24 protein-coding genes and 1 pseudogene are annotated in these 23,473 nt (G+C 38.4%); 19 read left to right on the forward strand and 6 right to left on the reverse strand.

From position 1 onward, the window contains the following. Positions 1–76 precede the first annotated feature (76 nt). A complete protein-coding gene (locus BSM4216_RS03250) occupies positions 77–1,120 on the forward strand; it encodes an IS30 family transposase (protein ID WP_048622401.1) in 1,044 nt (347 codons plus the stop codon). Between the two features lie 461 nt (positions 1,121–1,581). Here BSM4216_RS03250 and BSM4216_RS03255 read toward each other — a convergent pair whose 3' ends face one another. After that, positions 1,582–2,751, reverse strand: coding sequence for an ISL3 family transposase (locus tag BSM4216_RS03255; RefSeq protein WP_048622725.1), 1,170 nt, complete (start codon positions 2,749–2,751; stop codon positions 1,582–1,584). 488 nt (positions 2,752–3,239) lie between these two features. Here BSM4216_RS03255 and BSM4216_RS03260 point away from each other — a divergent pair, with 488 nt between their 5' ends. From BSM4216_RS03260 to BSM4216_RS17205, 15 genes and pseudogenes are all read left to right on the forward strand, one after another. Then, positions 3,240–4,523, forward strand: coding sequence for an IS110 family RNA-guided transposase (locus BSM4216_RS03260; protein ID WP_048622726.1), 1,284 nt, complete (start codon positions 3,240–3,242; stop codon positions 4,521–4,523). 637 nt (positions 4,524–5,160) lie between these two features. Then, positions 5,161–5,640 (forward strand): stage II sporulation protein M, encoded by a 480-nt coding sequence (locus tag BSM4216_RS03265; protein WP_082142239.1) that lies wholly within the window; start codon positions 5,161–5,163, stop codon positions 5,638–5,640. Between the two features lie 200 nt (positions 5,641–5,840). Next, on the forward strand, positions 5,841–6,464 hold the full coding sequence (locus BSM4216_RS03270) for a YIP1 family protein (RefSeq protein WP_048622728.1): 624 nt from the start codon (positions 5,841–5,843) through the stop codon (positions 6,462–6,464). A 112-nt stretch (positions 6,465–6,576) separates the two neighbouring features. Further along, positions 6,577–6,791: pseudogene (locus BSM4216_RS16115) on the forward strand (helix-turn-helix transcriptional regulator). Between the two features lie 73 nt (positions 6,792–6,864). Beyond that, complete coding sequence (locus tag BSM4216_RS03275) at positions 6,865–8,067, forward strand: efflux RND transporter periplasmic adaptor subunit (protein WP_048622729.1); 1,203 nt, start codon at positions 6,865–6,867, stop codon at positions 8,065–8,067. Beyond that, positions 8,064–8,744 (forward strand): ABC transporter ATP-binding protein, encoded by a 681-nt coding sequence (locus BSM4216_RS03280; protein ID WP_048622730.1) that lies wholly within the window; start codon positions 8,064–8,066, stop codon positions 8,742–8,744. The genes BSM4216_RS03275 and BSM4216_RS03280 overlap by 4 nt, the downstream gene beginning before the upstream one ends. Then, positions 8,741–9,937: an ABC transporter permease gene (locus BSM4216_RS03285; RefSeq protein WP_048622731.1), complete on the forward strand. Its 1,197-nt coding sequence runs from the start codon at positions 8,741–8,743 to the stop codon at positions 9,935–9,937. Before BSM4216_RS03280 ends, BSM4216_RS03285 begins: the two co-directional genes overlap by 4 nt. Before the next feature lie 18 nt (positions 9,938–9,955). Beyond that, positions 9,956–10,615 (forward strand): YknW family membrane protein, encoded by a 660-nt coding sequence (yknW, locus tag BSM4216_RS03290; RefSeq protein WP_048622732.1) that lies wholly within the window; start codon positions 9,956–9,958, stop codon positions 10,613–10,615. Positions 10,616–10,975: 360 nt separating this feature from the next. Then, on the forward strand, positions 10,976–12,358 hold the full coding sequence (rlmD, locus tag BSM4216_RS03295) for a 23S rRNA (uracil(1939)-C(5))-methyltransferase RlmD (protein ID WP_048622733.1): 1,383 nt from the start codon (positions 10,976–10,978) through the stop codon (positions 12,356–12,358). Positions 12,359–13,615: 1,257 nt separating this feature from the next. Next, positions 13,616–14,188: a GGDEF domain-containing protein gene (locus tag BSM4216_RS03300; RefSeq protein ID WP_053083214.1), complete on the forward strand. Its 573-nt coding sequence runs from the start codon at positions 13,616–13,618 to the stop codon at positions 14,186–14,188. 780 nt (positions 14,189–14,968) lie between these two features. Continuing rightward, entirely contained in the window at positions 14,969–15,427 is a 459-nt protein-coding gene (locus BSM4216_RS03305) for a LytTR family DNA-binding domain-containing protein (RefSeq protein WP_003354722.1), read from the forward strand. After that, positions 15,424–15,834: a DUF3021 domain-containing protein gene (locus tag BSM4216_RS03310; RefSeq protein ID WP_048622734.1), complete on the forward strand. Its 411-nt coding sequence runs from the start codon at positions 15,424–15,426 to the stop codon at positions 15,832–15,834. The genes BSM4216_RS03305 and BSM4216_RS03310 overlap by 4 nt, the downstream gene beginning before the upstream one ends. Positions 15,835–15,852: 18 nt before the next feature. Beyond that, the gene (locus BSM4216_RS03315) at positions 15,853–16,137 is read left to right on the forward strand and encodes a dihydrodipicolinate synthase family protein (RefSeq protein WP_255288017.1); all 285 of its coding nucleotides are present in this window, start codon (positions 15,853–15,855) and stop codon (positions 16,135–16,137) included. A 304-nt stretch (positions 16,138–16,441) separates the two neighbouring features. Continuing rightward, the gene (locus tag BSM4216_RS03320; RefSeq protein WP_048624379.1) at positions 16,442–17,218 is read left to right on the forward strand and encodes a yteA family sporulation protein; all 777 of its coding nucleotides are present in this window, start codon (positions 16,442–16,444) and stop codon (positions 17,216–17,218) included. A 148-nt stretch (positions 17,219–17,366) separates the two neighbouring features. After that, entirely contained in the window at positions 17,367–17,498 is a 132-nt protein-coding gene (locus tag BSM4216_RS17205) for a hypothetical protein (RefSeq protein ID WP_255288016.1), read from the forward strand. Between the two features lie 139 nt (positions 17,499–17,637). On the opposite strand, the gene BSM4216_RS03325 is transcribed toward BSM4216_RS17205, so the two are convergent. Beyond that, entirely contained in the window at positions 17,638–17,829 is a 192-nt protein-coding gene (locus tag BSM4216_RS03325; protein WP_048622736.1) for a YfhD family protein, read from the reverse strand. Positions 17,830–17,992: 163 nt separating this feature from the next. Further along, the gene (locus BSM4216_RS16125; RefSeq protein WP_082142242.1) at positions 17,993–18,112 is read right to left on the reverse strand and encodes a YfhE family protein; all 120 of its coding nucleotides are present in this window, start codon (positions 18,110–18,112) and stop codon (positions 17,993–17,995) included. Between the two features lie 133 nt (positions 18,113–18,245). On the opposite strand from BSM4216_RS16125, the gene recX reads away from it, so the two are divergent. After that, a complete protein-coding gene (gene recX, locus BSM4216_RS03330; RefSeq protein ID WP_048622737.1) occupies positions 18,246–19,052 on the forward strand; it encodes a recombination regulator RecX in 807 nt (268 codons plus the stop codon). Between the two features lie 309 nt (positions 19,053–19,361). Further along, positions 19,362–19,688 (forward strand): YfhH family protein, encoded by a 327-nt coding sequence (locus tag BSM4216_RS03335; RefSeq protein ID WP_003353800.1) that lies wholly within the window; start codon positions 19,362–19,364, stop codon positions 19,686–19,688. A gap of 718 nt (positions 19,689–20,406) precedes the next feature. Here the strand turns inward: BSM4216_RS03335 and BSM4216_RS03340 are convergent. Together BSM4216_RS03340 and BSM4216_RS03345 are read right to left on the reverse strand one after the other, a co-directional pair. Next, the gene (locus BSM4216_RS03340; protein ID WP_048622738.1) at positions 20,407–20,574 is read right to left on the reverse strand and encodes a small, acid-soluble spore protein K; all 168 of its coding nucleotides are present in this window, start codon (positions 20,572–20,574) and stop codon (positions 20,407–20,409) included. A gap of 174 nt (positions 20,575–20,748) precedes the next feature. Then, positions 20,749–21,735, reverse strand: a complete 987-nt coding sequence (locus BSM4216_RS03345; protein WP_048622739.1) for a metal-dependent hydrolase — start codon at positions 21,733–21,735, stop codon at positions 20,749–20,751. Between the two features lie 277 nt (positions 21,736–22,012). On the opposite strand from BSM4216_RS03345, the gene mutY reads away from it, so the two are divergent. Next, complete coding sequence (mutY, locus tag BSM4216_RS03350; RefSeq protein WP_048624380.1) at positions 22,013–23,098, forward strand: A/G-specific adenine glycosylase; 1,086 nt, start codon at positions 22,013–22,015, stop codon at positions 23,096–23,098. Positions 23,099–23,185: 87 nt separating this feature from the next. On the opposite strand, the gene BSM4216_RS03355 is transcribed toward mutY, so the two are convergent. After that, complete coding sequence (locus tag BSM4216_RS03355; RefSeq protein WP_048622740.1) at positions 23,186–23,389, reverse strand: hypothetical protein; 204 nt, start codon at positions 23,387–23,389, stop codon at positions 23,186–23,188. Positions 23,390–23,473: the final 84 nt, after the last annotated feature.

Consider the following 23,473-nt stretch of genomic DNA (forward strand, 5'->3'; position numbering starts at 1 on the left):
ATAAAAAATGAAAAACCATAGATAAACCACGTATGATTAAGTCGACTAAAACAATATCGATACGGAGGATTTATCTATGGCAATTACTAATTCTACCATAGGAGCTCGGCATTTCAAACACTTAACGGCTTATGACCGTGGGAAAATTGCGGCCTTACACGCTGCTGGTAAGACTCAACAGGAGATTGCAGATTATGTTGGTTGTCACAAAAGCACCATCTCCCGTGAGTTAAGAAGAGGTACAGTGCCACAAAGAAAAAGCAACGGGAAAATTGTTCATGTCTATTTTCCAGACACAGGTCAACTTCTCTATGAGAGAAACAGGAAAGCCTGTGGCCGCAAGCTAAAACTAGACGATGCCATCGAGTTTATTAAGTATGCCGAAACTCAGATCCTTGATAAGAAATGGTCTCCTGATGCGGTATGTGGGAGAGCCAAACGTGATGGGAAATTCAAAGACAAAATGGTTTGCACCAAGACCCTTTATAACTATATTGATCTAGGACTTATAGGCGTTAAAAACATTGACCTACCTATGAAAATTACCCTGAACACCAAGAAAAAACGTAACCGGAAGAATAAGAAGATCTTAGGACGCAGTATCGATGAGCGACCAATTGAAGTCAATGAACGCCAAGAGTTTGGTCACTGGGAAATTGATACGGTTATAGGCAAGAAGACTAAAGATCAGGCCTTATTGACTCTTACTGAGCGCAAAACCCGTAAAGAAATAATTTTGAGAGTGACAGCCAAGGATAGTCTATCCGTTTCAGAAGTCATATCTCAGTTGAAAGTGTCTTATGGTAATCGGTTCTCTAAAGTGTTTAAAACCATTACGGCTGATAACGGTTCTGAATTTGCTGACCTCGGCCTTAGTGTTGAAAAAGATCTAACAGAGGTTTATTTTACACACCCTTACACATCCTGTGAACGAGGAACCAACGAGCGTCATAATGGCCTTATTAGGCGCTTCATACCAAAGGGGAGACCCATTTCCTCTGTGGCAGACGAAACCATTACCTATGTTGAAAATTGGTGTAACCATCTTCCAAGGAAGATCCTCAATTATCGTACACCTGAGGAGTGTTTCCAAATAGAGTTAGCTGGCTTAGCTTCTTAACCTTAAGCCAGCTAACCCAAAGGGTTGGTTTTTAGCAACTTGACAAAGAGCCTCTGCGGGCATGGCTACCAGCCATGAAGCCAGGTATACGGTACTGGCTGGGCCAACCAGGCTACCATGCCCGCCACTCCACGTCAAGTTGCGCAGAGTGTCCCGATTCTACTTAATCATGGGTTATCTGGTCTTTCAATACTTGTTGCATTTAATATTGCAATTTAAGATTTTTTTATATATAATGAATGTAAAGAATTTTTTACCTTCCCATTATTTTTCATTAGATTTTCTAATAAACTAGTAAATTAACAATTGCAGATGTTTATTGCTTACGAAATTTTATAATTGCCCAGTCTTAACAAAAAGTGATTGAGAATAAACAGTTCTCTTATCAACTTTTTGTTTTTTATGGCTCTATGTCAATTGTTGGTGTACACTGATCGAAGTGCCCCCTTTTTTGTAGTTGACTAGATGAGTGAACATAAAGCTTTATTTCTTAGTCTCTTAAAATTCCGAATGCCAAATGACATTCGTTTAATGACTTTTATCTTGTTGTTGATCCCCTCAATAAATCCGTTGGTGTAGGGGAAGAGAAAGGAATTTAAGATCTCCTTTTCCCAGTTTTTGAATGTTCTTTTCATGTATTGATATTCTTCGAGTCCCGATTCCTCTATGACCTTATAGAGGTGCTCAAGGTTTCTTTTGGCGTTTGTTTTGTCACTTTCCTTCAGCCACTTATGGAAGGTCTCTTTTACGATATAGGCCTTCTTTAAGTCAGGGGCCAGTGAAAAGAAATAGTTCAGCTGTTCCGTTTCATCTGCATTCAAATGGGCATGTGGCTTATGAAGCAGATAACGCAACTTCTTCATGGATTTACGATCCTTCTCTTGAAAGTTTTTCTGGACTCTCTTCCTTACCCGTTCCAATGCCCATACATTATGCCGAACATAATGGAATCGATCGACCACCAGAATCGGTTTATCAAAACTTTTCAAAGCGAGCGTCTTGTAGGGCTGCCACATATCCATGACCACCATCTGTATTTTCTCCCTTGGAAGTGTACGGAAGTATTCCTTTAGGGTGGATAGATTCCTGTTAGGAATGATATCGTAAACCCTTCGGTTTACAGGATCGCCAATGATACATTGGTACTTGCCCGTTTCAGAAGTCCCTTTCCATTCATCAATGGCCAGAACTTTCGGGAGGGCCTTATTGTCATAGGAATAGTACTTGTCAAAGAGCCGAATGACGGTGGAATGCCCAATTCCTGTTTCCTTGGCAACCTGCTTAAAGTTATACTCCCTCACTTTAACCAAAAGTGCTTGGAGAAGTCGTTTCGTGTGGCGCTGGTAACGTTCTAGAAAAGAATAGGGTTCGTAGAACCGTTTTCCACAGGACTTACATCTGTATCGTCGCTTTCTCAAGATGAGAAAGCAATATTTTTCAAAGACCTTTACATCACGAATCTTTTGAATCCGATCATCATGGACAGAGGAAGTTTCCTTCTGACAGCAGGGGCATTTTTGAACTTTTACAGGCGTTTGAATATGGATTTCAAAGTGAGTGATTTGATCCTCTACATGAGTGATTTCAACATCTTCTAACCCAAGCAGTTTTGTGATAAAATGAGAATGCATTTACGAAATCTCCCTTTCGATGTAGTCGCCAACTATCATTTTAAAGGGAGATCTTCGTAAGTGCTTTTATTTTGCCTGTAAAATCCTTAACCCCAATATTTAGTATAGAATCTTTTATTTAAAGCAAAATGAACTATTAAGCGAAATATAGGGGGATTATAGTATTTTTTGTTTATTTGTGTAAAAATTCAGTAAAAAAGGTTGCAGAAAAAGTAGATAAATGGTAATATTTGTTTTGGGTTCCGTTGGATATTTTTACTAAAAATGGGAAGGTGGATTAGAGATGATTAGTATGCTTTCTACTAAACAACGAAATTTATATTTTGCATTATTTGTTGTATCTTTATTAATCGCTATTGTTTTAGCTTTTAAAGGAGCATTCCTGTAATGAGGAAATTTGAGGTTTGATAAAAAAAAGTCCCCTTGGTATAGTACAGGGTGTCAATGCGCGTTGACCCCGAATTTCAATAAACCAAGGAGGACTCAAAATGAATTATACACAAAATCAAAAAATCTCTCAAATTACACCATCAACTCTCATTGTAGGTATTGATGTAGCTAAAGAAAAGCACGTTGCCCGTTTTCAAGATGACCGAGGCTTAGAATTTGGCAAGAGATTGATCTTTGAAAATCGTATACACGGCTTTCAAACCTTATTAGATTGGGTTAATCATATTCAAAAAGAAAATCATAAGGACCACGTGATTTTTGGAATGGAGCCAACAGGTCATTATTGGCTAAATCTTGCTTACTTTCTTAAGGCAAAAGGATATGATGTAGTGCTAGTGAATCCCATGCACGTCAAAAAAAGTAAAGAGCTTGATGACAATTCGCCTACAAAAAACGATACAAAAGATGCTCGTGTCATTGCACAGTTAATGAAAGATGGGCGATACTCCGTACCGAACCTATTAGAGGGCGTATACGCTGAACTAAGGGAAGGCGTCAAATTACGAGATCAGCTCATCAAACAGCTTATGATCATTGAAGGGCGGATTGAAAACGTCATTCAGCGCTTTTTCCCAGAGTTTTTCGATGTGTTTGGAGATTGGAAAGGTAAAGCAGCCTTTTATACCTTGCGCATGTTTCCATTTCCCTCTCATATTCAAAAGTTGTCACCAGAAGAAGTGCTGCAAAAATGGAAACCGTATGTACAGCGTGGGGTTGGGCTGAAACGAGCAACCCGACTCGTAGAAGTAGCGAAAAAGAGCGTTGGGATTGAGACAGGAATCCAGTTCGCAAAAAGAGAATTGGATTGCCTATTGGATCAATATGAGCTTTACAAGAAACAGTTAGCACAACTAGATGAAGAACTAGAAGGTGTTGTTGAAAGCATACCAGGTGCGAAACAAATGACCAATATCCCGGGACTTAGTTACACTACCATTGCTTTGTTCTTTGCGGAAGTAGGAGATTTAACCAAGTACAATCATCCGCAACAATTAGTCAATCTGGCAGGGCTTTCTTTAAGAGAACACAGTTCAGGAAAGTATAAAGGGCAAACACGCATAACCAAAAGGGGTCGAAGACGTTTACGAAAAGCATTATACCTGGCCATTCGACCATTGGTTGCCCATAATCCTGTATTTAAAGCCTTGCATCATTACTATACCAATCGGCCAGACAGGCCGTTAAAAAAACAACAGTCTCTGATTGCCTTGTGTTGTAAATTATTACGTGTGTTATTTGCCATTGGTAAGAAACAGTGTGAGTTTGATGGATTAAAGCTATTAAAGGGATTACCTCAAATAAAAGCATTACAGGCTGCATAAAAGCTTTCAAACGACTTGTTATTCTGACAAACACCAATAGTGCAGAGTTGGAGTATATTTTCACCATTCGGGCATTAGACCCTGTAAAGGAGCATATCCAACCTCCACCTCATGGGTACGCAGGACGAAGGAATGTGTGGATCTTAAAATCCAGTGATACATGGGAGGGTGAGCGACCATGAGAAGTGTGGAGACTTCTTGCACGGTCATACATGATATTACAGATATTGTAAATCTGTATTATAGGATGCACCTTACCATGTAAATATATTGAATAAATACAAGAAATTTACACTCATTTGAGGTGAAGAAGCTATTATGTGTTAGCGAAATTTAAAGAAAACGCGAGAATTTTGAAGAAAATTAAAGTTTATAGAGGGAGGTACAGACTCAAACGTTGTAACTATTTTAAATAAATTAGGAATCTATAATCCTCCAAGCTGGCTAGTTTGGGCGCTAGTAGCAGCAGGAGGCACATCTGTAATTGTTAGTTTATTAGTTTCTGGTGGCTGGATTGCTTCTGTTCCAGCATGGGCTGAAGCTGCTTTACTTGCCGCTGATTCTTATTCTGTTTAATACAGGTTAATTCTTTGATTCCCAACGGAACCTTTTAATAATAGAAAGTAATGGTGCCAATATGAAAGTAAAACACATTCTATTCTTAGGGATATCTTTAGGAATATTCATCTTGTTTTTTTTAATAGGTTTCTTAACTGCGAGCCCTCATCCTCAGGAATTTAAACAAGTTAATGTTTCTTTTTTGAGCATATATAGTCAAAATTTGAAAGTAGCATTCTTGATTATATTGACAGGGGTAATTTCAATGGGGATGATGCCAATCTTACTATTAGCGCAAAATGCACTTATATTTGGTATAGGAGTTAAAAATATATTGTTTGCACCAAAAATGATAGGACTGATTTTGCTTCATGGCAGCATTGAGATGCCGATGTTTATTGTGGCTACATATTTGAGTTTGTCCTTAACGTATAAAATCTTTAAAAATAGGAGGTATATGTCTATAAGAACTGTGGTATTTATTAGCTCTGTAATTGTATTAGGTCTTCTAGTGGCTGGGTTGTTAGAGGCGTTTGTTACACCTACTCTGATAAAGTGAGTGAGAAAAATGTATAAAAACTTAAAGCTAACATGTTCGAACTGTAATAAAAGTATACAAAGTAACGAAAACTTCTCAGTTATATTAAGCCTACCTAATAAATTTGTGATGCCCGTAGGACGATTGGACGCTATGATAGCTCAACGTGGAAAACAAATTTTATGTGCTGAATGTTATAAAAAGAATTAGGAGTATAAACTATGTTTACAACTGTCGAATTAATGTTTAATACAAATCAGGGTTTAGAAAAGATTGAACAGAGAAAAAACTTTGTATTTTTCTTATTTACTATTACTATAATATCTACGCTTTTAATTTATTTAACTCTTTCAGATTCAATTGATCGTATTGTTAATAGTTTGAATCATCAAACTTATTCCAATTTAAGACCTAGTAGTATTAGAAGTTTTATGTCCATAATGATAGTAATCATAGGAGCTTTGTTTCCTATATTTACAATAGCAACAAACTCATTTTTGTTTTATTTAGCTGGTAAATTCTTTTTATCAGAGCTTACTTATAAAAAATTATTTAAGCTCTTTACCTATTTATATCCTTTAACCATACTTGCAAATATAATTAATTTTATTCCAAAACACTATTTCCATCTTCAAACCCATATTAGATTAACATCTATTAATGCAATTTTTCATTTTGATGGAAAAATTGGTTTATTGTTAAATGGAATAGATTTTTTCCAGATATGGACACTGGTAATAGTATATTTTAGTTTAGTTAAATTAGGGAAGATGCCTAAAAGTAGCAGTTTAACAGTTGTAATATCTTATTTTGCTATTACTACACTTTGTTCAGTATTTTTGTGATTTTTTATTACTCCTTTGTAAATATACTATTGATTTTTACTAGTTTAATGTTTATTAAAGAAATGTTTTTTTACAGATAAAGTAATTTGTGTATCATGTAGGTGATTATAATTTGCATAATAAAATAAAGTATCTCCGGAATCGAAAGGGAATATCGAAAAAAGCTTAGCCGAAAAATGTGGTGTAACTAGGCAAACTATACATGCTATTGAGAGTAATAAATACGATCCAACATTAGAATTGGCATTCAGGTTATCAGAGAATCTGAATACAACAGTCGATAGATTATTTTTGTATAAAAAATGCAAATTAATGATGGAATATTAAGAATCTTATCATCTATGAATCTATTTTGGGTCAACATTTAAAAAGAGGATCATTGTTAATAGGGAGTAACATTATGGAACTAGAACGAACAGAAAAAGTAAATACAAAAAAGAAATGGATTGTGGCAGGGATTGCTATTTTAATCCTCTTGGTGGTCGCGATAAATGTGATTTTTATGGAAAAAAGAAAGAACGTGACAAAGACCGTTCAGCTGATGAGTGTCACAAAAAGACCAATTAGTAATACGAAACTGATTTCCGGCCAAGTTGTGCCAGGAAAAGTAGAAACAATTTATCTCGATCCTTCCAAAGGGAAGATAAAGGAAATCTATGTAAAAGAAGGCCAAGAGGTAGAAAAAGGCCAAAAGCTGTTCACTTATGAAAATGATGACTTAAATCTACAATTAAAACAAGCAAGCATTGATAAAAAAATAACGATGTTGAATTACAATCAAGTGAACGACAAAATCAAAGCTTTGGAAAAAGAAAAAAAGGCTGCAAGCGACAATGCTTCCCTTTCATCATTAGAATCTCAACTAGAAGAGCTGGAAAATCAGAAGAAATCCATTGAGTTAGAAATGGAAAAAAATCAATTACAAGAAGAGGAATTGCAATCCAAATTAAATCAATTAACGATACATAGTCCTATAAATGGTTATGTGAAAAATTTGCATCAAGATTTAGAAGAAAGTACTGGGATTACAGATGAAGGAACTTCTTCAGAAACGATGGGTCTTCAAGGAACGCCTATCATGAATATTGTCTCGAAAGAACCATTTCAAATTCAAGGAACTTTAACGGAATTGCAAAAAGCACAAATACAAGCTGACCAGCCGATTAAAGTAACCGCAAATGCTGTGCCCAATAAATCTTGGGATGGACAGATTGTGGAGGTAAGTGAATTTCCCGCAGAAACGAATCAAGGAACCGGACAGCTTTCCGGAGAAGCAGGACAATCGACGTCCAATCTTTCTTATTATACCTTTAAAGCAAAACTTCATTCTCAAGAGGGATTATCTCCAGGGTATCATGTAGCCATTCAGGTCGTCTTGTCCTCTAAAAAAGTATTGACCGTTCCGCAAAACAGTGTTCAGGAAAAAGATGGTTCTACCTTTGTATATGTCATGTCAAAAGGAAAAGTGCAAAAGCGAAACATTACTACTGGGATTAGCACGGGAGAATGGACGGAAGTAGTAGATGGTTTAAAAGAAGGGGAAAAAGTAGTGAAAAATCCTTCTCACACGATGGATTCGGGCATGGAAGTGGAGATTAAATGATTAGCTTAAAAAATATTCAAAAGAACTACTCGCAAGGATCTTTAGAAGTAGCTGCTCTTCAAAATATCAACCTGGAGATTGAACAAGGGGAATTCGTTTCCATCATGGGGCCATCCGGTTCAGGAAAATCGACACTTATGAATATTATCGGTTGTTTAGATCGCCCCACCAGTGGAAGCTATATCCTTAATCATATCGATGTTTTGAAGGCAGAAGAATCTAAAATGGCTCTTATTCGAAATCAATATATCGGATTCGTATTTCAACAATTTCACTTGCTGCCTCGTTTATCAGCTTTAGCCAATGTCGAACTCCCTCTTCTCTATGGCGGAATGAGAAAAAAAGAAAGACAAAGACGTTCGATAGAAGCCTTAGAAAAAGTGGGATTGGCTGATCGTATGAATCATTTACCTAATCAACTATCGGGAGGACAAAAACAGCGTGTGGCGATTGCTCGAGCGATTGCGACCAAACCAACGTTAATTTTGGCCGATGAACCGACAGGAGCTTTAGATTCTACCGCTAGTGAGCAAATCATGAACATTTTTACTCAATTAAACAAAGAAGGAATCACCATTATCATCGTCACACATGAAAAAGAGGTAGCTGCTTATACTTCACGCCATATCCATATTAAAGACGGAAAAATCATACAAGACGAGAGGTATAGTCTATGAATTTGTTAGATAGCATTAAAATAGCGCTCACTTCTATTCTCTCTCACAAAATGCGTTCTATTTTAACCATGTTGGGAATCATTATTGGGGTTGGTTCCATTATTGCGGTAGTAGCGATCGGACAGGGAGGTTCTGAAGCATTAAAATCCCAATTGGCGGGTTCGGGCAATAATACGTTAGAAATTCAATTTCAACCGGATGAGGACGAACTATCGGATCTATCTATAAATGACTCTCCTACTTTTACACAAGAGGACTTATTTCAATTAAGGAAGATACCTGAGGTTTCTCACGTTATTCCTACTAATACAAGCATGGATTCGATCATGATTGGAGATAAATCAATCAATGCCAGTATAACAGGAATTATTCATGACTATTTTGCGGTTCATTCGGTACAAGTAACAAAAGGACGCATGTTGTCTGAACATGATTTTTCTCAGTCGAATAATGTTGTGATGATCAATGAGAAAGCAGAACAAGAATTCTTTAAAAGAGAACGTTCTGTCGGTTCCATTATTACGATCAAGGGGCAGCCGTTTCAGGTTGTTGGCGTTTATAAGACGGGAAATCAATCATTTTTGGATTCACCAGAAGTGCTTATGCCGATATCCCTTTGGCCTGCGCTGTTTGGAACTGAGAATATACAATCCGTTACTATTCAAACCAAGAATGTGAATCAATTAGAGCTGGCCGGTAAAAAAGCAGTCAATATGCTCAATCATACGAAATCAGCTGATCTAAAAGGGAAATATGTCATTTTTGATCTGGAAACGTTAAAACAAGGGATTTCGAAAATAACGAATATTATGACCATGATTATCGCCGGAATAGCGAGCATTTCTTTGCTTGTTGGCGGAATAGGTGTAATGAATATTATGTTAGTATCCGTCACAGAGAGGACAAGGGAGATTGGGATCCGAAAAGCATTAGGAGCATCAAGAGGAAAGATTTTATTACAGTTTTTGATTGAATCGATGATGCTAACCCTTTTAGGCGGAATGATTGGCATCGGTTTAGGAGTAGGGGGAGCTTACATCATATCCGCCTTTGCCCATTGGCCGCCTCTCGTATCGCCTCAAGTGGTCATAGGAGGAGTATTATTCTCCATGGTTTTAGGCATCATTTTTGGATTAATTCCGGCTAATAAAGCAGCTAAAATGGAGCCCATTGAAGCTTTGCGTTATGAATAATGGAAAGGAAGAGATCAGATGGAAACAAAAGTAGAAGTGAATGAAGAGATCATGAAAAAACCTTCTTTAAGCGGCATGATTTTTTCTCCTGCCGTTCAGTTTGAAAGAATGAAAACAAACGCGCCCATAGGACTCCCTCTGTTTTATATGACGGTGTTGTTTGCGGTTGCGGGGGGGATTGGCGGATATATAGGTTTAAACAGTTCCGATTTAAAGGATTTGGATATTCACGTTCCGGCCGCTTTTACGATTGGAACTGCCGTTATAGTCAGCATATTTTCAGGCATCATTGGCTTTTTATTAACAGCTCTATTTTATAAAATCTGCATGATGTTGATGGGGAATGATACAAAGTATAAAAAACTTTTTGCCATTATAATGTATGCAAGTGTGATTTCTGTCATAGGCGGTATTATAAATGAAATCATTAACCTGGCGGTGGGTGCAGATAAAGTCACTTCCTTTACCAGTCTTGCCCCTCTCGTTACGGGAAATAAAACGTTGAATGCTATAGCTCAAAACTTCGATGTTTTTCGCATTTGGTACTATGTCGTCCTAGGGATAGGTCTGCATATAGCAGCAGGATTAAGCAAAAATAAAGTGGTGATTCTTCTCGTTATTTTATTCGTCATCGTGGCCGGCATTAGCAGTTTAGGAGCATTCCTTCCTGGTCAGTAAACGATGGATTATCTTATATACTTAACAAAATTAAAAGGTGTTTACTACGGACAATAGTATACACCTCTTTTTTATGTCATTTATTTTCTCTGTTTTCGGTTTTTCTATTTTTTGGCAATTCCCGTCGTTTTTGCTTTAGAAATTGCGCCTTCTAATCTAATATCTTCTTGTTTTTCTGCAGCAGTAATCATAAAGGAATTTAGGGCAGAAATTCGATTTCATGAAATAAAGATGGTAGAATGAGACAAATCATATCTGGTTCCATTAATAAATAGTTGTCATGAGTACAAAAGATGATTCATAATGAAGACCGTAATATTGGCTGCATGCGCTTTAAGAACAGAAAGCGGGTGAAGAAACGTGAGTTCCAATCAACAAGTGAAAATTAAAAAACACCAGACTTTTCCGCTTACGATTAAAAGACTTGGAATCAACGGAGAAGGAGTTGGATATTTTAAACGGCAAGTCGTATTTGTTCCCGGTGCGCTGCCGGGAGAAGAAGTAGTGGTGGAAGCGACAAATGTGCATCCCAATTTTACGGAAGGGCGAATCAAAAAAATCAGAAAGAAATCCCCTTTTCGTGTAAAACCCCCATGTTCCGTTTATGAGATATGTGGAGGCTGCCAGCTGCAGCATTTGTCCTACGAACGACAATTGGTCGAAAAGCGGGATATCTTAATTCAAGCTCTTGAACGCCATACCCAGTTTGATATAACACAAATCGAAATTCGGCCAACCATCGGCATGGAAGACCCGTGGCACTACCGGAATAAAAGCCAATTTCAGCTTGGAAAGCAAAAGGAGCGGGTGATTTCAGGGCTTTATCAATTGAATTCTCATAAGCTGGTCGATATTTCAACATGTATCGTTCAGCATCCAGAAACGGATAAAGCGACGCAGATTATTCGAGAAATTTTGTCCGACTTGCACATTCCTATTTTTGACGGACACACCAAAACTCCTGCTGTTAGAACCATCGTCACTCGAATTGGGACAAAAACCGGCCAAATTCAAGTGGTTCTCATTACTACTCATAAAGAACTTCCGAAAAAACAACTCATTGTGGATGAAATCAAAAAAAGACTGCCAAACGTTGTCTCCATTATGCAAAATGTGAATCCAAAAAAGACATCGCTGATATTCGGAGAGAAAACGTATTTATTGTATGGAGAGCCTTCCATTACAGAGCAATTGGAACAATTCAGTTATGAACTGTCCGCGCGTGCATTTTTCCAATTAAACCCTGAACAAACGATCAAGCTTTACAACGAAGTGAACAAAGCAGCTTCGCTCACAGGAGAGGAAAAAGTGTTAGATGCTTATTGCGGGGTTGGAACGATCGGACTGTGGCTTGGAAAAGACGCTAAAGAAGTACGTGGTATGGATGTCATCCCGGAAGCAATAGAAGATGCCCGTAAAAATGCTGAAAAACATGGCATGTCACATTTCGTCTATGAAACCGGAACAGCCGAAGAATGGCTGCCAAAATGGAAAAAACAAGGATGGATTCCCGATGTTGTGGTCGTTGACCCGCCTAGATCCGGATGCGACCGTGAATTTTTGAAAACGATCATGAACATCAAACCAAAGAGAATTGTGTATGTTTCCTGCAACCCTTCCACGTTAGCCAAAGATTTGCAGACGCTAAGCCCATTGTACAAAATCCATCACATCCAACCCGTCGATATGTTCCCAATGACCGCACATGTTGAATCTGTCACACAGTTGGAATTAAAGTTGTAAAGCCAAAATAAACTCTTGCCATTCACAATAAACTCCTGCCAAAATGAAAACAAAGTTGTGCAAAAGTGTGGGAAAAGGTGTGAGTAAAAAGGAGAAACCCATCTCCCTCAAGCCTTTTCCCCTATTTTCTATCACGACTTTATTTTCAAACATAATAAAGTTCTGCCAGAAAAAATCGAAGCAAAAATCGAGAAAATGAGAGATTCGTGCATGACTTTATTATGAATGGAAAAATATAGGTAGCGTAGGAATGCGGGTTGAAGGGGTGGAGAGTAGCAGGAGTTTATTATGATTGAACAGAAGCTGTAGAACATAAATAAACTCTTGGCATTCACAATAAACTAGAATTTTTGTTTTCTCAACAAAAGTCCATATTGTATCGAGTAAACGCTCAGTCGTATGACTGAGCGTTTTTAATGTGCGCCCGGCATGTACATGAACTATAGGGTGTAAGTCCCGAACCCCGAAGACAGAAGTAGAGGTTAGCCAAGAGCAAGGGTGTCCGTGGTGACGCGGAATCTGAAGGAAGCTGGAGGCAAAACACCGGTCCGAGGAACACGAACCTCATATAAGGCTAGGTATGATTGAGTGAGTTTGCATAACAAAACAAAGCTCTTTCTGTCGAAGGTCATATCGAGTAAATGAGGCGGATAGATGGTGTGAAAGTGCATGTACTTACCCGGGGAGGTCTGGCGGATATGTGAAGTACTCTTCATAACCTACTTAGTGATAAGTAGCTGAACCGTCAGAAGTCAGCAGAGGTCATAGTATTAGTTGGTCTAGAACAACTAAGAAGGACCGAACAATTAAGAGAGAATAGCCCTTGGTATTCAGTGAGTCATGATGAACACAGAAAACGTAGTACCTCACTTGAGGGAGGAAGCGGTGAATCCCGTGGGAGACCTCTTGGAGGGTGGAGTGACCACTGGCATAAAGAGAACAGCTATTCACGGAAGTTATAAAGACTTGCGTCAATTATCTTAATTGAACCGCCGTATACGGAACCGTACGTACGGTGGTGTGAGAGGACGGGAGTTAATCGCTCCCTCCTACTCGATTGTGTTTGTTTCTCAACTGTACTAGAGGAGAGTTAATATTTCTTATGGGTTGATTATGACTTGAGAAAAGAGGATAGGAAAGTGGAAAAATAGAAATGATTAGGTATATTGACCTGCTTTGGGGAGACTTCTATAATTTGTTCATCGTTGGAAAGATGACAAAGGGAACTATCGGTGGTTTGAAGAATATACAACGCCTATGTTTGAAAAGGGAGAATTAATAGCCATTCACGGAATTATCAGGAATATAGATGAAAAAGTGAAATTACAGCAGGATTTAGAATATAGAATTACCCATGATGCTTTAACAAATATATACAATCGAGAATTTTTTGAGCAAAGTATGGAGAAATACAATAATCACGTAAATACATCTGTGGCCATTATTTTGTGTGATTTGGATGAGTTAAAGTATTTGAATGATAACCACGGCCATAAAAAAGGTGACTTTCTCATAAAAGAGTCTGCTAAGTTATTAAACCAATTTTTCTCGGAGAATGCGATTGTTGCAAGGATTGGTGGAGATGAGTTTGCTGTTATCATAAAAGATGCAGATAAAGTAGAAGTTGAACATCTCTGTCAAAATCTTTCCGCAGAAATTAGTGAGTACAACAGAAACAGCAAAGATATAAAAATCAAAATGTCGATGGGATATGCTTTTAGTAAGTATTCCATCGGAAAAATGGAGAAGTTATTTGCTGCAGCTGACAAAAATATGTATCAAGATAAAAAGGCAAAGAAAGAGCAGAAGTTGATTCAATTAGGACTATGATTGTAGAGAGCATTGACGGGTGATTATTTTTTTATTTAAGTCAAATTGAAAAATTCACATAAACAAATAGTTTAAGTCTGATAAAGAGAGTGTTGTTTTACATATGTCGAAAATCAAACTGCTTTATTTGTTTGACAATAAGGCACAATGAAAAGTTGCGAAAATTTGAAAAATCGAACTGAATTGTAGGGAAGGAATTGAATGTTGATCGATCTCTCTTCCCTAAATAAAATTCCAAAATCAAATTAAAGTAGTGCGAAAAGGAAAAATAAAATCCTTTTGCGATTGCAGTTGTTGCTACTAATCCGTCAATGATGGGCAAAGAGAATCAATCTTATTTAGATTTTCGTTCAACTCTTTAAGGATATCTCTATATAAAAAAGAGTGAAAAACTTTATATGTTGTGATTGTTTAATCAAAACGAAAACGTTTTAAATGATTGATTACAAGTTTGCTGGAAGTGTGGATCGAATTCATAAAACCAGAATATCTGCTGTTCCAGAGATTGTTTCCATCCCTTGGAGATCTATTTTAGGTATTTCCGAGGTGATGGATTTTTTATGTATGAATGTATGGATTAAGTGTTTTACAACATGTTCTTTATAAGTTAGAAATTCTCTTTTGGAATAAATAATTTTCTCATAAGAATGCATCTGACAGGACGATTTTTGCCGGATAGCATTGGAAAATGACCTTTTAGCTTTATTATGAAGACAGCCATTGAAAGGACGAATACAATTTAAGTAGCAAGAAATGTATGTATAGAAGGAGGATGGGGGAATGAAAGTGTCTTTAGATATTGACAATGACTACGATGAGACGACCGTGACCATTCACTGTAAAGAAGTCGATGACACAATTAAAGAAATTCTTGATTTCTTAAAAGGAATGGAAACGGAATTTATCGTGGGTAAGAATGGGGATATGAATTATATTTTAAAGCCAAATGAAGTTCATTTTTTTCGTACAGAAGGAGATTTTGTTCAGGCTGTCACGGCTAAAGGAACATTTAAATTGAAGGAAAAGCTGTATGAGCTCGAAAAATTGCTTCCCTCTAACAAATTTGTTCGCATTTCTAAGTCCGTTATTGCCAATCTCCATGAGTTGAGTCGATTTGAAGCATCGTTCAACGGCACTCTATGCGTTTATTTTAAATCAGGAGAGAAAGAGTATGTTTCGCGGCATTATGTCCAAGCAATTAAAAAAGCATTAAAAATGAACAGGGGGAAAAAAGAATGAAAGCTTTTTTATACAGAAGCATCATTGGAATATTGATCGGTTCCTTTGTGTCCGTCATGGTCACCGGCGGTATCATCTATTTCGGTCATATACATGTTATTGATGGTGAAATTTTTATTAAAAACTCGCTGGGATCCATATTTTGTGGATGGTTTTTTACCGTATCTCCGCTTTATTTTGAAATAAAATCACTCCGTCTTTCGCAGCAAACGGCTTTGCATTTTATTACCATCATCGTGCTGTATTTTAGCTTGTCCTTAGGAATTGGATGGCTCCCCTTTGATATAAAAAGCATCTTGATTTCAGCAGCTATTTTTATAGCCATCTATATAGTCATTTGGGTCAGCTACTATTTATATTACAAAAACTTAGCAAAACGAATGAATGAAGATTTAAAGAAAATATAATAAAACATTCCCTTCAAAATTGCTTCAAGTGTCAATTTTGCACCGGAATTATCGCTAGGCATTTATCAAGCGTTTCAAAATGGAGAAATGGAAACGGCCTTAAAGCTCCACCAGCGCTTGGCTTACTTGCCTCTTTTGTATAAACTGGATTCGCCGTTTGTCAATGTAGTGAAAGAGGCGATTGCACTGAGAGGCATCAATGTTTCAACGTATGTTTTACCGCCTGCCCGACCACTTGATCCGCTTAAAAAGGAAGAACTGAAAAAAATATTGCAAAAAGCTGGAGTTTTATCATCGTCATAATCAAGAACGGCCCGATCTGTTCATCGACAGATACGGGCCGTTGAAGTTTTCATGTTGAACGTTTGCTTTCTATCAGGGGGTATTATTTTGCCAAGTTTTTTTCGAATTGGATATGAAATGAAATTTTCAACAAGAGATTGTACCAATATAGTGCAGAATAAAATGTTGCAGCTGGAAACAAGATAAGGTTACATAGGTAATGGATTCAAAATGCGGATGATCCATCATGATGGATTCTCATTCCGGGGATGAATGTTTTTTTGGATTGGTTGCATACTACGGAAAGAAGAAAGGAGTGGAAGGGATGCTATCACAAGACCAAATTACCGATTTTCGGGGGCGGCTGTTAGATGCAAAAAAGGATTTAGAAAAAAGGTTACAAATGAACGATCGTTATAATCTAGAAAGCGGGCATCCTCACAGTTCGGTGGGCGAACTGTCCAGCTATGATAACCACCCTGGGGATGAAGGTACAGAGCTTTTTGAAAGGGAAAAAGATTTGGCGCTGGACGAGCATTCCCGACTCGAATGGCGGAATATTCGTCGCGCGCTTGAAGCCATAGAGAATGGAACGTATGGAATATGTGAGAAATGCGGAAAAGAGATACCGTATGAACGATTGGATGCACTCATAACCGCAACCACATGTAAAGAACATTCACCGGATCAGGAAACATCACGTTCTCGTCCGGTGGAAGAAGAAGTATTAACGCCTCCATTCGGGAAATTTGATGGTGACGATCGAGATGAATCGGTTGCTTTTGATTCGGAAGATTCTTGGCAAGCAGTGGCGGAATGGGGAACTTCAGAAACGCCGTCGGATTTTATTGAATCTCCGCTTCATTATAATGATATGTATATTGAGTCGGAAGAAAATGTTGGATATGTAGAAGATTATGAGAATTTTATCGGAAATAATATCGTTGGAAAAGGGATCAAGGTGTACCCAAATGATCAACATGAGATATTCGAAGAAGCTCTTGACGAGGAAGGAATCATGACTACTTTCGGCGATCTCCATCCTTTTGAACGAGAACCTTATGTCGAAGATAAAAAGATAAAACGAACCCGTGACGAATAAGAGCGGATTTTTCGTTATGGTGGATCGCTCCATTATTTTGGCTGCTTTTGAAAAAAGGAAAGCATCTGTTGATGTTTGATGAGACAAAACCGTTCAGCATATCTCGTTCCAGAAAGGAAAAAATAAAAAAGGAGGGGGGAATGATCATATGGGAAAAACAAAGGCCGGAAATGCCAACGCGCAGCGCAACAATCAGGCAAAGCAAAAAAACGGTTATCCTAAAATCACTAATTATGCTCAAATGGAAGCAGAAATCATGCGTGAAAAAAAGCGGGATTAATGGAATTGGAGATGTCTTGTTTTACCGGTTGAATAATTTTAATATAAATAAAATTATGAATATACACACAATATCCACAATCATATTGTGGATATTTTTTGGAAAAGCACCAGTCGGGATGGACTGGTGCTTTTTGGTGTTATAGTTTCTTCTTTTGTGAATTTACCCGTTGATCAGCGGCGTCGGATCGTGACTGTGCTTCCAAGTCAGCGTGATCCGCCAATTCTTGTGAATACTCCACATCTCTGCCGTCTGTTTTTAAGTTTTTCGGAACTTGAGGAAGCTTTTGTTTATTTTTGTCTCTTGTTTTTTGATGATGTGCGCGGCCCATTTCAAAAACCCCTTTCATAAAAGTGGCGGCAATAAGCTCCGCATTTATACTTTTTCCGAATGGGTTCTTTTTATCCAGGTGTCCCCTTTAGCTTTTAAGTAGAAAGGAAATTTGCCGCAATGCCCGATTGGTTCTGCCAAGTTTCATTTTTTAGCAATAAATATTATCGCTCTTTTTTCGTAAATCCGCCGGCGCGATCTGCCATTTTAAAATCGCGTGCATAGGAAATTTCTTGAGCGCGTGAAAGTGTGCTTTTTATTTTATTTTGCTTTCTCTTATCCAAATTGGATCATCCTTTCGTGGAAAATATTGTTTATTCTTATGTTTTCCTTTTTCTTGAGAGTCATACCAATGGTTTTTACAACAAAGCAAAAAATTTATAATGTTATACAGAGGCGTAAAGAGGTGAAATCAGAGTGAAGGTAATTACGAAAATATCCGTCCAGCAAAATAACAAAGAGCGGTACAATATTTTTATCAATGAAGCCTTTGCCTTTAGTGTGGATGAGGCCGTTTTGGCACGTTTCCGACTTAAAAAAGGGATGGAGATAGAGGAAGAGGACATCGCTGAAATTTTGCATGCGGATGAGGTTCGAAAGGGATACCAAGATTCGGTCTATTATTTGGCAAAAAGAATGAGAACTGAGAAAGAAATTCGAGAATTTTTGCGAAAAAAAGAATACAACGACGAGGTCATTGATCTCGTGGTCCAAAAGCTGTATGTACAACATTATCTCGATGATCGCGATTTTGCCAAGGCCTATGTCCATACTCAAATGAAGACAACAGATAAAGGGCCGATTGTGGTGGCGGGGGAACTGGCGCAAAAAGGCGTGGATCAGAGTATTGTGGAACAAGTGCTGGAGCTGTATGGAAAAGAGGAGCAAGTAAACAAAGCAAAAAAACTGATCGGAAAAGTATTTCAACGGAATTCTAATGAAGCTTTTCTTCAAAAAAAGCAAAAAGCGATTCAGCTTTTAAGGCGTAAAGGATTTTCCGGTGAGGTCATTTCCGAAGCGCTCGCTGACAATATACAAAAAGACGAGGAAAATGAAAAAGAAGCGCTGTTTTACCAGATGGAAAAGGCATTTAGACGCTATCGGAGCGAAAGCGAGAACGAGCGTTTTCGAAAAGTTCAGCAATATTTGTATCGAAAAGGATTTTCAATGGAAGACATTCAGCAAGCGGTCGAGCAGTTCAGGGAAAAGAATGATTTTATTTGAAAATTGTTCCGCTTCTTTGCTTGCTGGAACGTCCATTTTTAGACAAAGAATACCAAGCTGAGCCAATCTTTTTTATCCTTGAATCCATTCTTGAGAAAAATACTAGCACCACGGCAATTGACATTTTCTTATAATTGGACACGTTATTTTCTTTTATCTTTTTTCATCATTAGCGATTCAAGACAAAGGTGCGGTAAAATGAAAAAGAATTATTGAAAGGGCTATTTGAGGCTTCTTTGAAAATGGTTCTTTCTTTTATAAGTGTTGGTGTATGAACCTATGAGCAAAAAGTATGGGAGAAGGTGGACAATGGTGGAAAAACGCTACAGCGAAATGAGCGAATATGAATTAAAACAGGAAATCTCTCGTTTAAAAGAAAAAGCCCGCAAGGCCGAACAATTGGGAATGGTGAATGAATTGGCTGTGATGGAGAGGAAGGCGGCAATGGCTGAAGCTTACCTTCTCAATCCGGATGATTTTAAACCGGGTGAAGTATATGAGATTGCAGAAGATCCGGGGAACTATTTTAAAATCGACTATTTAAAAGGAGTTTTCGCTTGGGGGCACCGTCTGAATGGGAGCGGCCAGGAAGAAGCTTTGCCAATTTCGCTTTTAAGACGCAAGTCGGATGCATAATCGAGTAGGAGGGAGCGATTAACTCCCGTCCTCTCACACCACCGTACGTACGGTTCCGTATACGGCGGTTCAATTAAGATAATTGACGCAAGTCTTTATAACTTCCGTGAATAGCTGTTCTCTTTATGCCAGTGGTCACTCCACCCTCCAAGAGGTCTCCCACGGGATTCACCGCTTCCTCCCTCAAGTGAGGTACTACGTTTTCTGTGTTCATCATGACTCACTGAATACCAAGGGCTATTCTCTCTTAATTGTTCGGTCCTTCTTAGTTGTTCTAGACCAACTAATACTATGACCTCTGCTGACTTCTGACGGTTCAGCTACTTATCACTAAGTAGGTTATGAAGAGTACTTCACATATCCGCCAGACCTCCCCGGGTAAGTACATGCACTTTCACACCATCTATCCGCCTCATTTACTCGATATGACCTTCGACAGAAAGAGCTTTGTTTTGTTATGCAAACTCACTCAATCATACCTAGCCTTATATGAGGTTCGTGTTCCTCGGACCGGTGTTTTGCCTCCAGCTTCCTTCAGATTCCGCGTCACCACGGACACCCTTGCTCTTGGCTAACCTCTACTTCTGTCTTCGGGGTTCGGGACTTACACCCTATAGTTCATGTACATGCCGGGCGCACATAAAGACTCCCATCCCAATAGTAAGGGATGGGAGTCGCAGGATTTCATGAAAGAAACGGATTGTAATTGGAAATCATGCTAAGGCTCATTAGACCATTCTCTTTGGCCTGAAGCTTGCATACGTTCTTGAGGATGCGTGTTGGTTGTTCCGTCCGCCCGCTTTGAAGCGTATTCCGCCTTTGCTCGAGGCTCGCCCTCGAATTTATGGCTGTTTAGGTTCGGGAAATTTTTAGCTTTGTTCCGCATCGCCGTAGCCTCCTTTTTACAAAGAGATCATCCTCTCTTTGCTTTTTTAGTATCGGTAAAATACGAACAAATTATGATATTGCAAGGAAGAAATACATAGTAGAAATCACGGCGACGTCAACTATCTAAGAAGCAGGGAGCGCTTTTTTTCTTTTGTATGAAGAATGTACGTATTTAATGGGAATTCGGGATGAAATCCAATTTTTTTCGCAGTTTTTCTTCGCTGAATACCCATCCGGTATAGGATCCGATGATGTTATAATCTAGATCAAGCTGCACAACGGCGACAAAAGGATAGTGCCCATTGTTTCGATAACGCAAATCGATAAATTTAATTTCATAACAGTCATCATATTTGGACAATTGCCAGCGGTAAACGGGTGAAAAGTTTAGAAAAGCCGATAAGTTTTTATCTTTTTTTGCCGCCTCTAAGAGCGGAGTATCAGGCATAGGCGTTCTTTTGAATTTATCCAAAATGGTAATCGACCGGCGATAGCCTCTTGCCACATAGAAATAGTCAGGTGTTTTCACAGCAATCCGCCATATAAAAAAACGGATCGTCGGAGCAATGATAATTTCTTCTGCATCCGGTATCAATTGCCTGACTGCTGAACGGATAGTCTGTTGGACTATAAATCTTACTATATAATAGAATAGGATCAGTACATATATGTTTAAAAACGTGATGCCGGGGTTGAATCCGTTAATCCATAGAATAATCCCGACCACATGAACCGCGAAAATAAAAGGATCAAAAGTATTGATCGTTCCAAGCGCCAGCCATTTGGTGGAAAACGGCCTCAGTGCCTGTGTGCCATATGCGTTAAAAATATCGACTAAAACATGGAGAAAGACTGCTAATTGGGCCCACATCCATAAATGAAACAAATTGACTTCCGGAAAAAGAGGCCCCAATACAGCACAAATCAATAAAGGCCACAATAGAACAGCGGGGATCGAATGGGTAATTCCGCGGTGATTTCGAATATAGACGGCATTGTTCTTCAATTTTAAAATGGTATCGATATCAGGAATTTGTGATCCGACGATAACTGATGCTAAAACAACGTTTGACGAAACGGTGCCATGGGAAATGACAGGATCCAGTGTGGATAAGCCCCCTAGCGCAATTCCCATCACGAAGTGTGTTCCAGTATCCAAAAGGATTTCCTCCTTTGATATCCATCCTTGTTAAAAAAATGATAATGGGAATAAAAACGGATTGCAATGCAAGATATTGCCATTTGAGAAAATTTCAAAAGCTGATGGCGGCCGATTTTGCTTCTTTCCCACAAGCTAATTGAACAACTACCGTTAATGTACTGAACGAAAAGATATTTTGATTCCACGATTGTCTGTGAACGTCTCAATTTAATTTTTTTCATAGCATTCCCATTTTGTCTCAATATTAACATCACGGAGGTAAGCAGTGAAGGGCATGAATTTAAAAGAGATCGATACGGAAAAATTTCAACATGACTTACTGGAATGGTATAAACGTGAAAAAAGGGATCTTCCTTGGAGAAAAGAGCGTGATCCTTATAAAATATGGGTTTCAGAAGTCATGCTTCAGCAGACAAGAGTAGACACCGTGATTCCTTATTTTGAACGGTTTATGGAAAAATTCCCAACTTTAGAAGCCTTGTCGGAAGCGGAGGAAGAACAAGTTTTAAAAGCCTGGGAGGGTTTAGGGTACTATTCAAGAATTCGAAACCTTCATTCAGCAGTAAAAGAAGTAAAGGAAAAATATGGAGGGAAAGTCCCGGATACATTGGAAGAGATGACTTCTTTGAAAGGTGTAGGCCCGTATACAGCGGGGGCTGTCTTAAGCATTGCATACGGTAAACCTTATCCTGCCGTTGATGGAAATGTCATGAGAGTCGCTTCTAGAATTTTATCTATTTGGGAAGACATTGCTAAACCGGCTTCTCGAAAGATATTTGAAGAAGCCATTCATCATCTTATGTATACGGAAGATCCTTCTTCGTTTAATCAAGCATTAATGGAATTGGGCGCTTTAATTTGTACTCCGACATCTCCGTCTTGTTTATTATGTCCGGTTCGAGAACATTGCCATGCATTTGAAGAAGGGGTTCAAGAAGAACTCCCCGTCAAAACGAGAAAGAAAAACATGAAGCTTGTTCATATCGGAGCGGTTGTTTTGAAAAACAAAGAAGGTAAATTTTTGATCCATAAGCGGGAAGCAACCGGATTACTTGCAAATCTTTGGGAATTCCCTAATTTTGAAATGACCTCATTTTTAGATCCTGAAACGCGACTCCGTAAATTATTGGAAGAAACATACAAAGTAGACTCTTTGATCCATAACGGCACATTTGCAAAAATCCAGCATGTTTTTTCTCATTTGACTTGGGACATTGATGTTTACGCCGGCGAGATACAAAATGAGATACCGGAAGACGAAAGAGTGAAGCTGGTCAAACCCGAAGAGATTCAGGATTTTGCATTTCCGGTATCCCATCAAAAGATTTGGAAAGAATACAAAAGAACGATACGAGAATGAGAATCACCCCAAGCATAAGCCTTGGGGTGACGTGAATTCTCTTATTTGACGGTATTTTATTAATCAGAAAATCACAAGAAGCCGTGTTTATTCTAATCCGGATTCCACACCTTTTGTGAGGCCGCCGCGCCGCATAATTTCTTCCGTAATTTCACGATGAAGCGTCTGTCCTTCTGCATTTAAATAAGGCATGATTTGTTGGAAAGCGTGATGAAAATAAGAAAGTTCCTCTGTTTTCCATTTATTTTTTGGCGTCATCGATAATGTTGTCATGTCGCGACCGGTATACATTGTACTACCTCCGTTTCCATCAAGTACTGTTAGTTTTCAATGAAACAGCTTTTTTTATACCGCTTTTTTTATACGAATGTAGAC

This window comes from Bacillus smithii, from assembly GCF_001050115.1.
GTDB lineage: Bacteria > Bacillota > Bacilli > Bacillales > DSM-4216 > Bacillus_O > Bacillus_O smithii.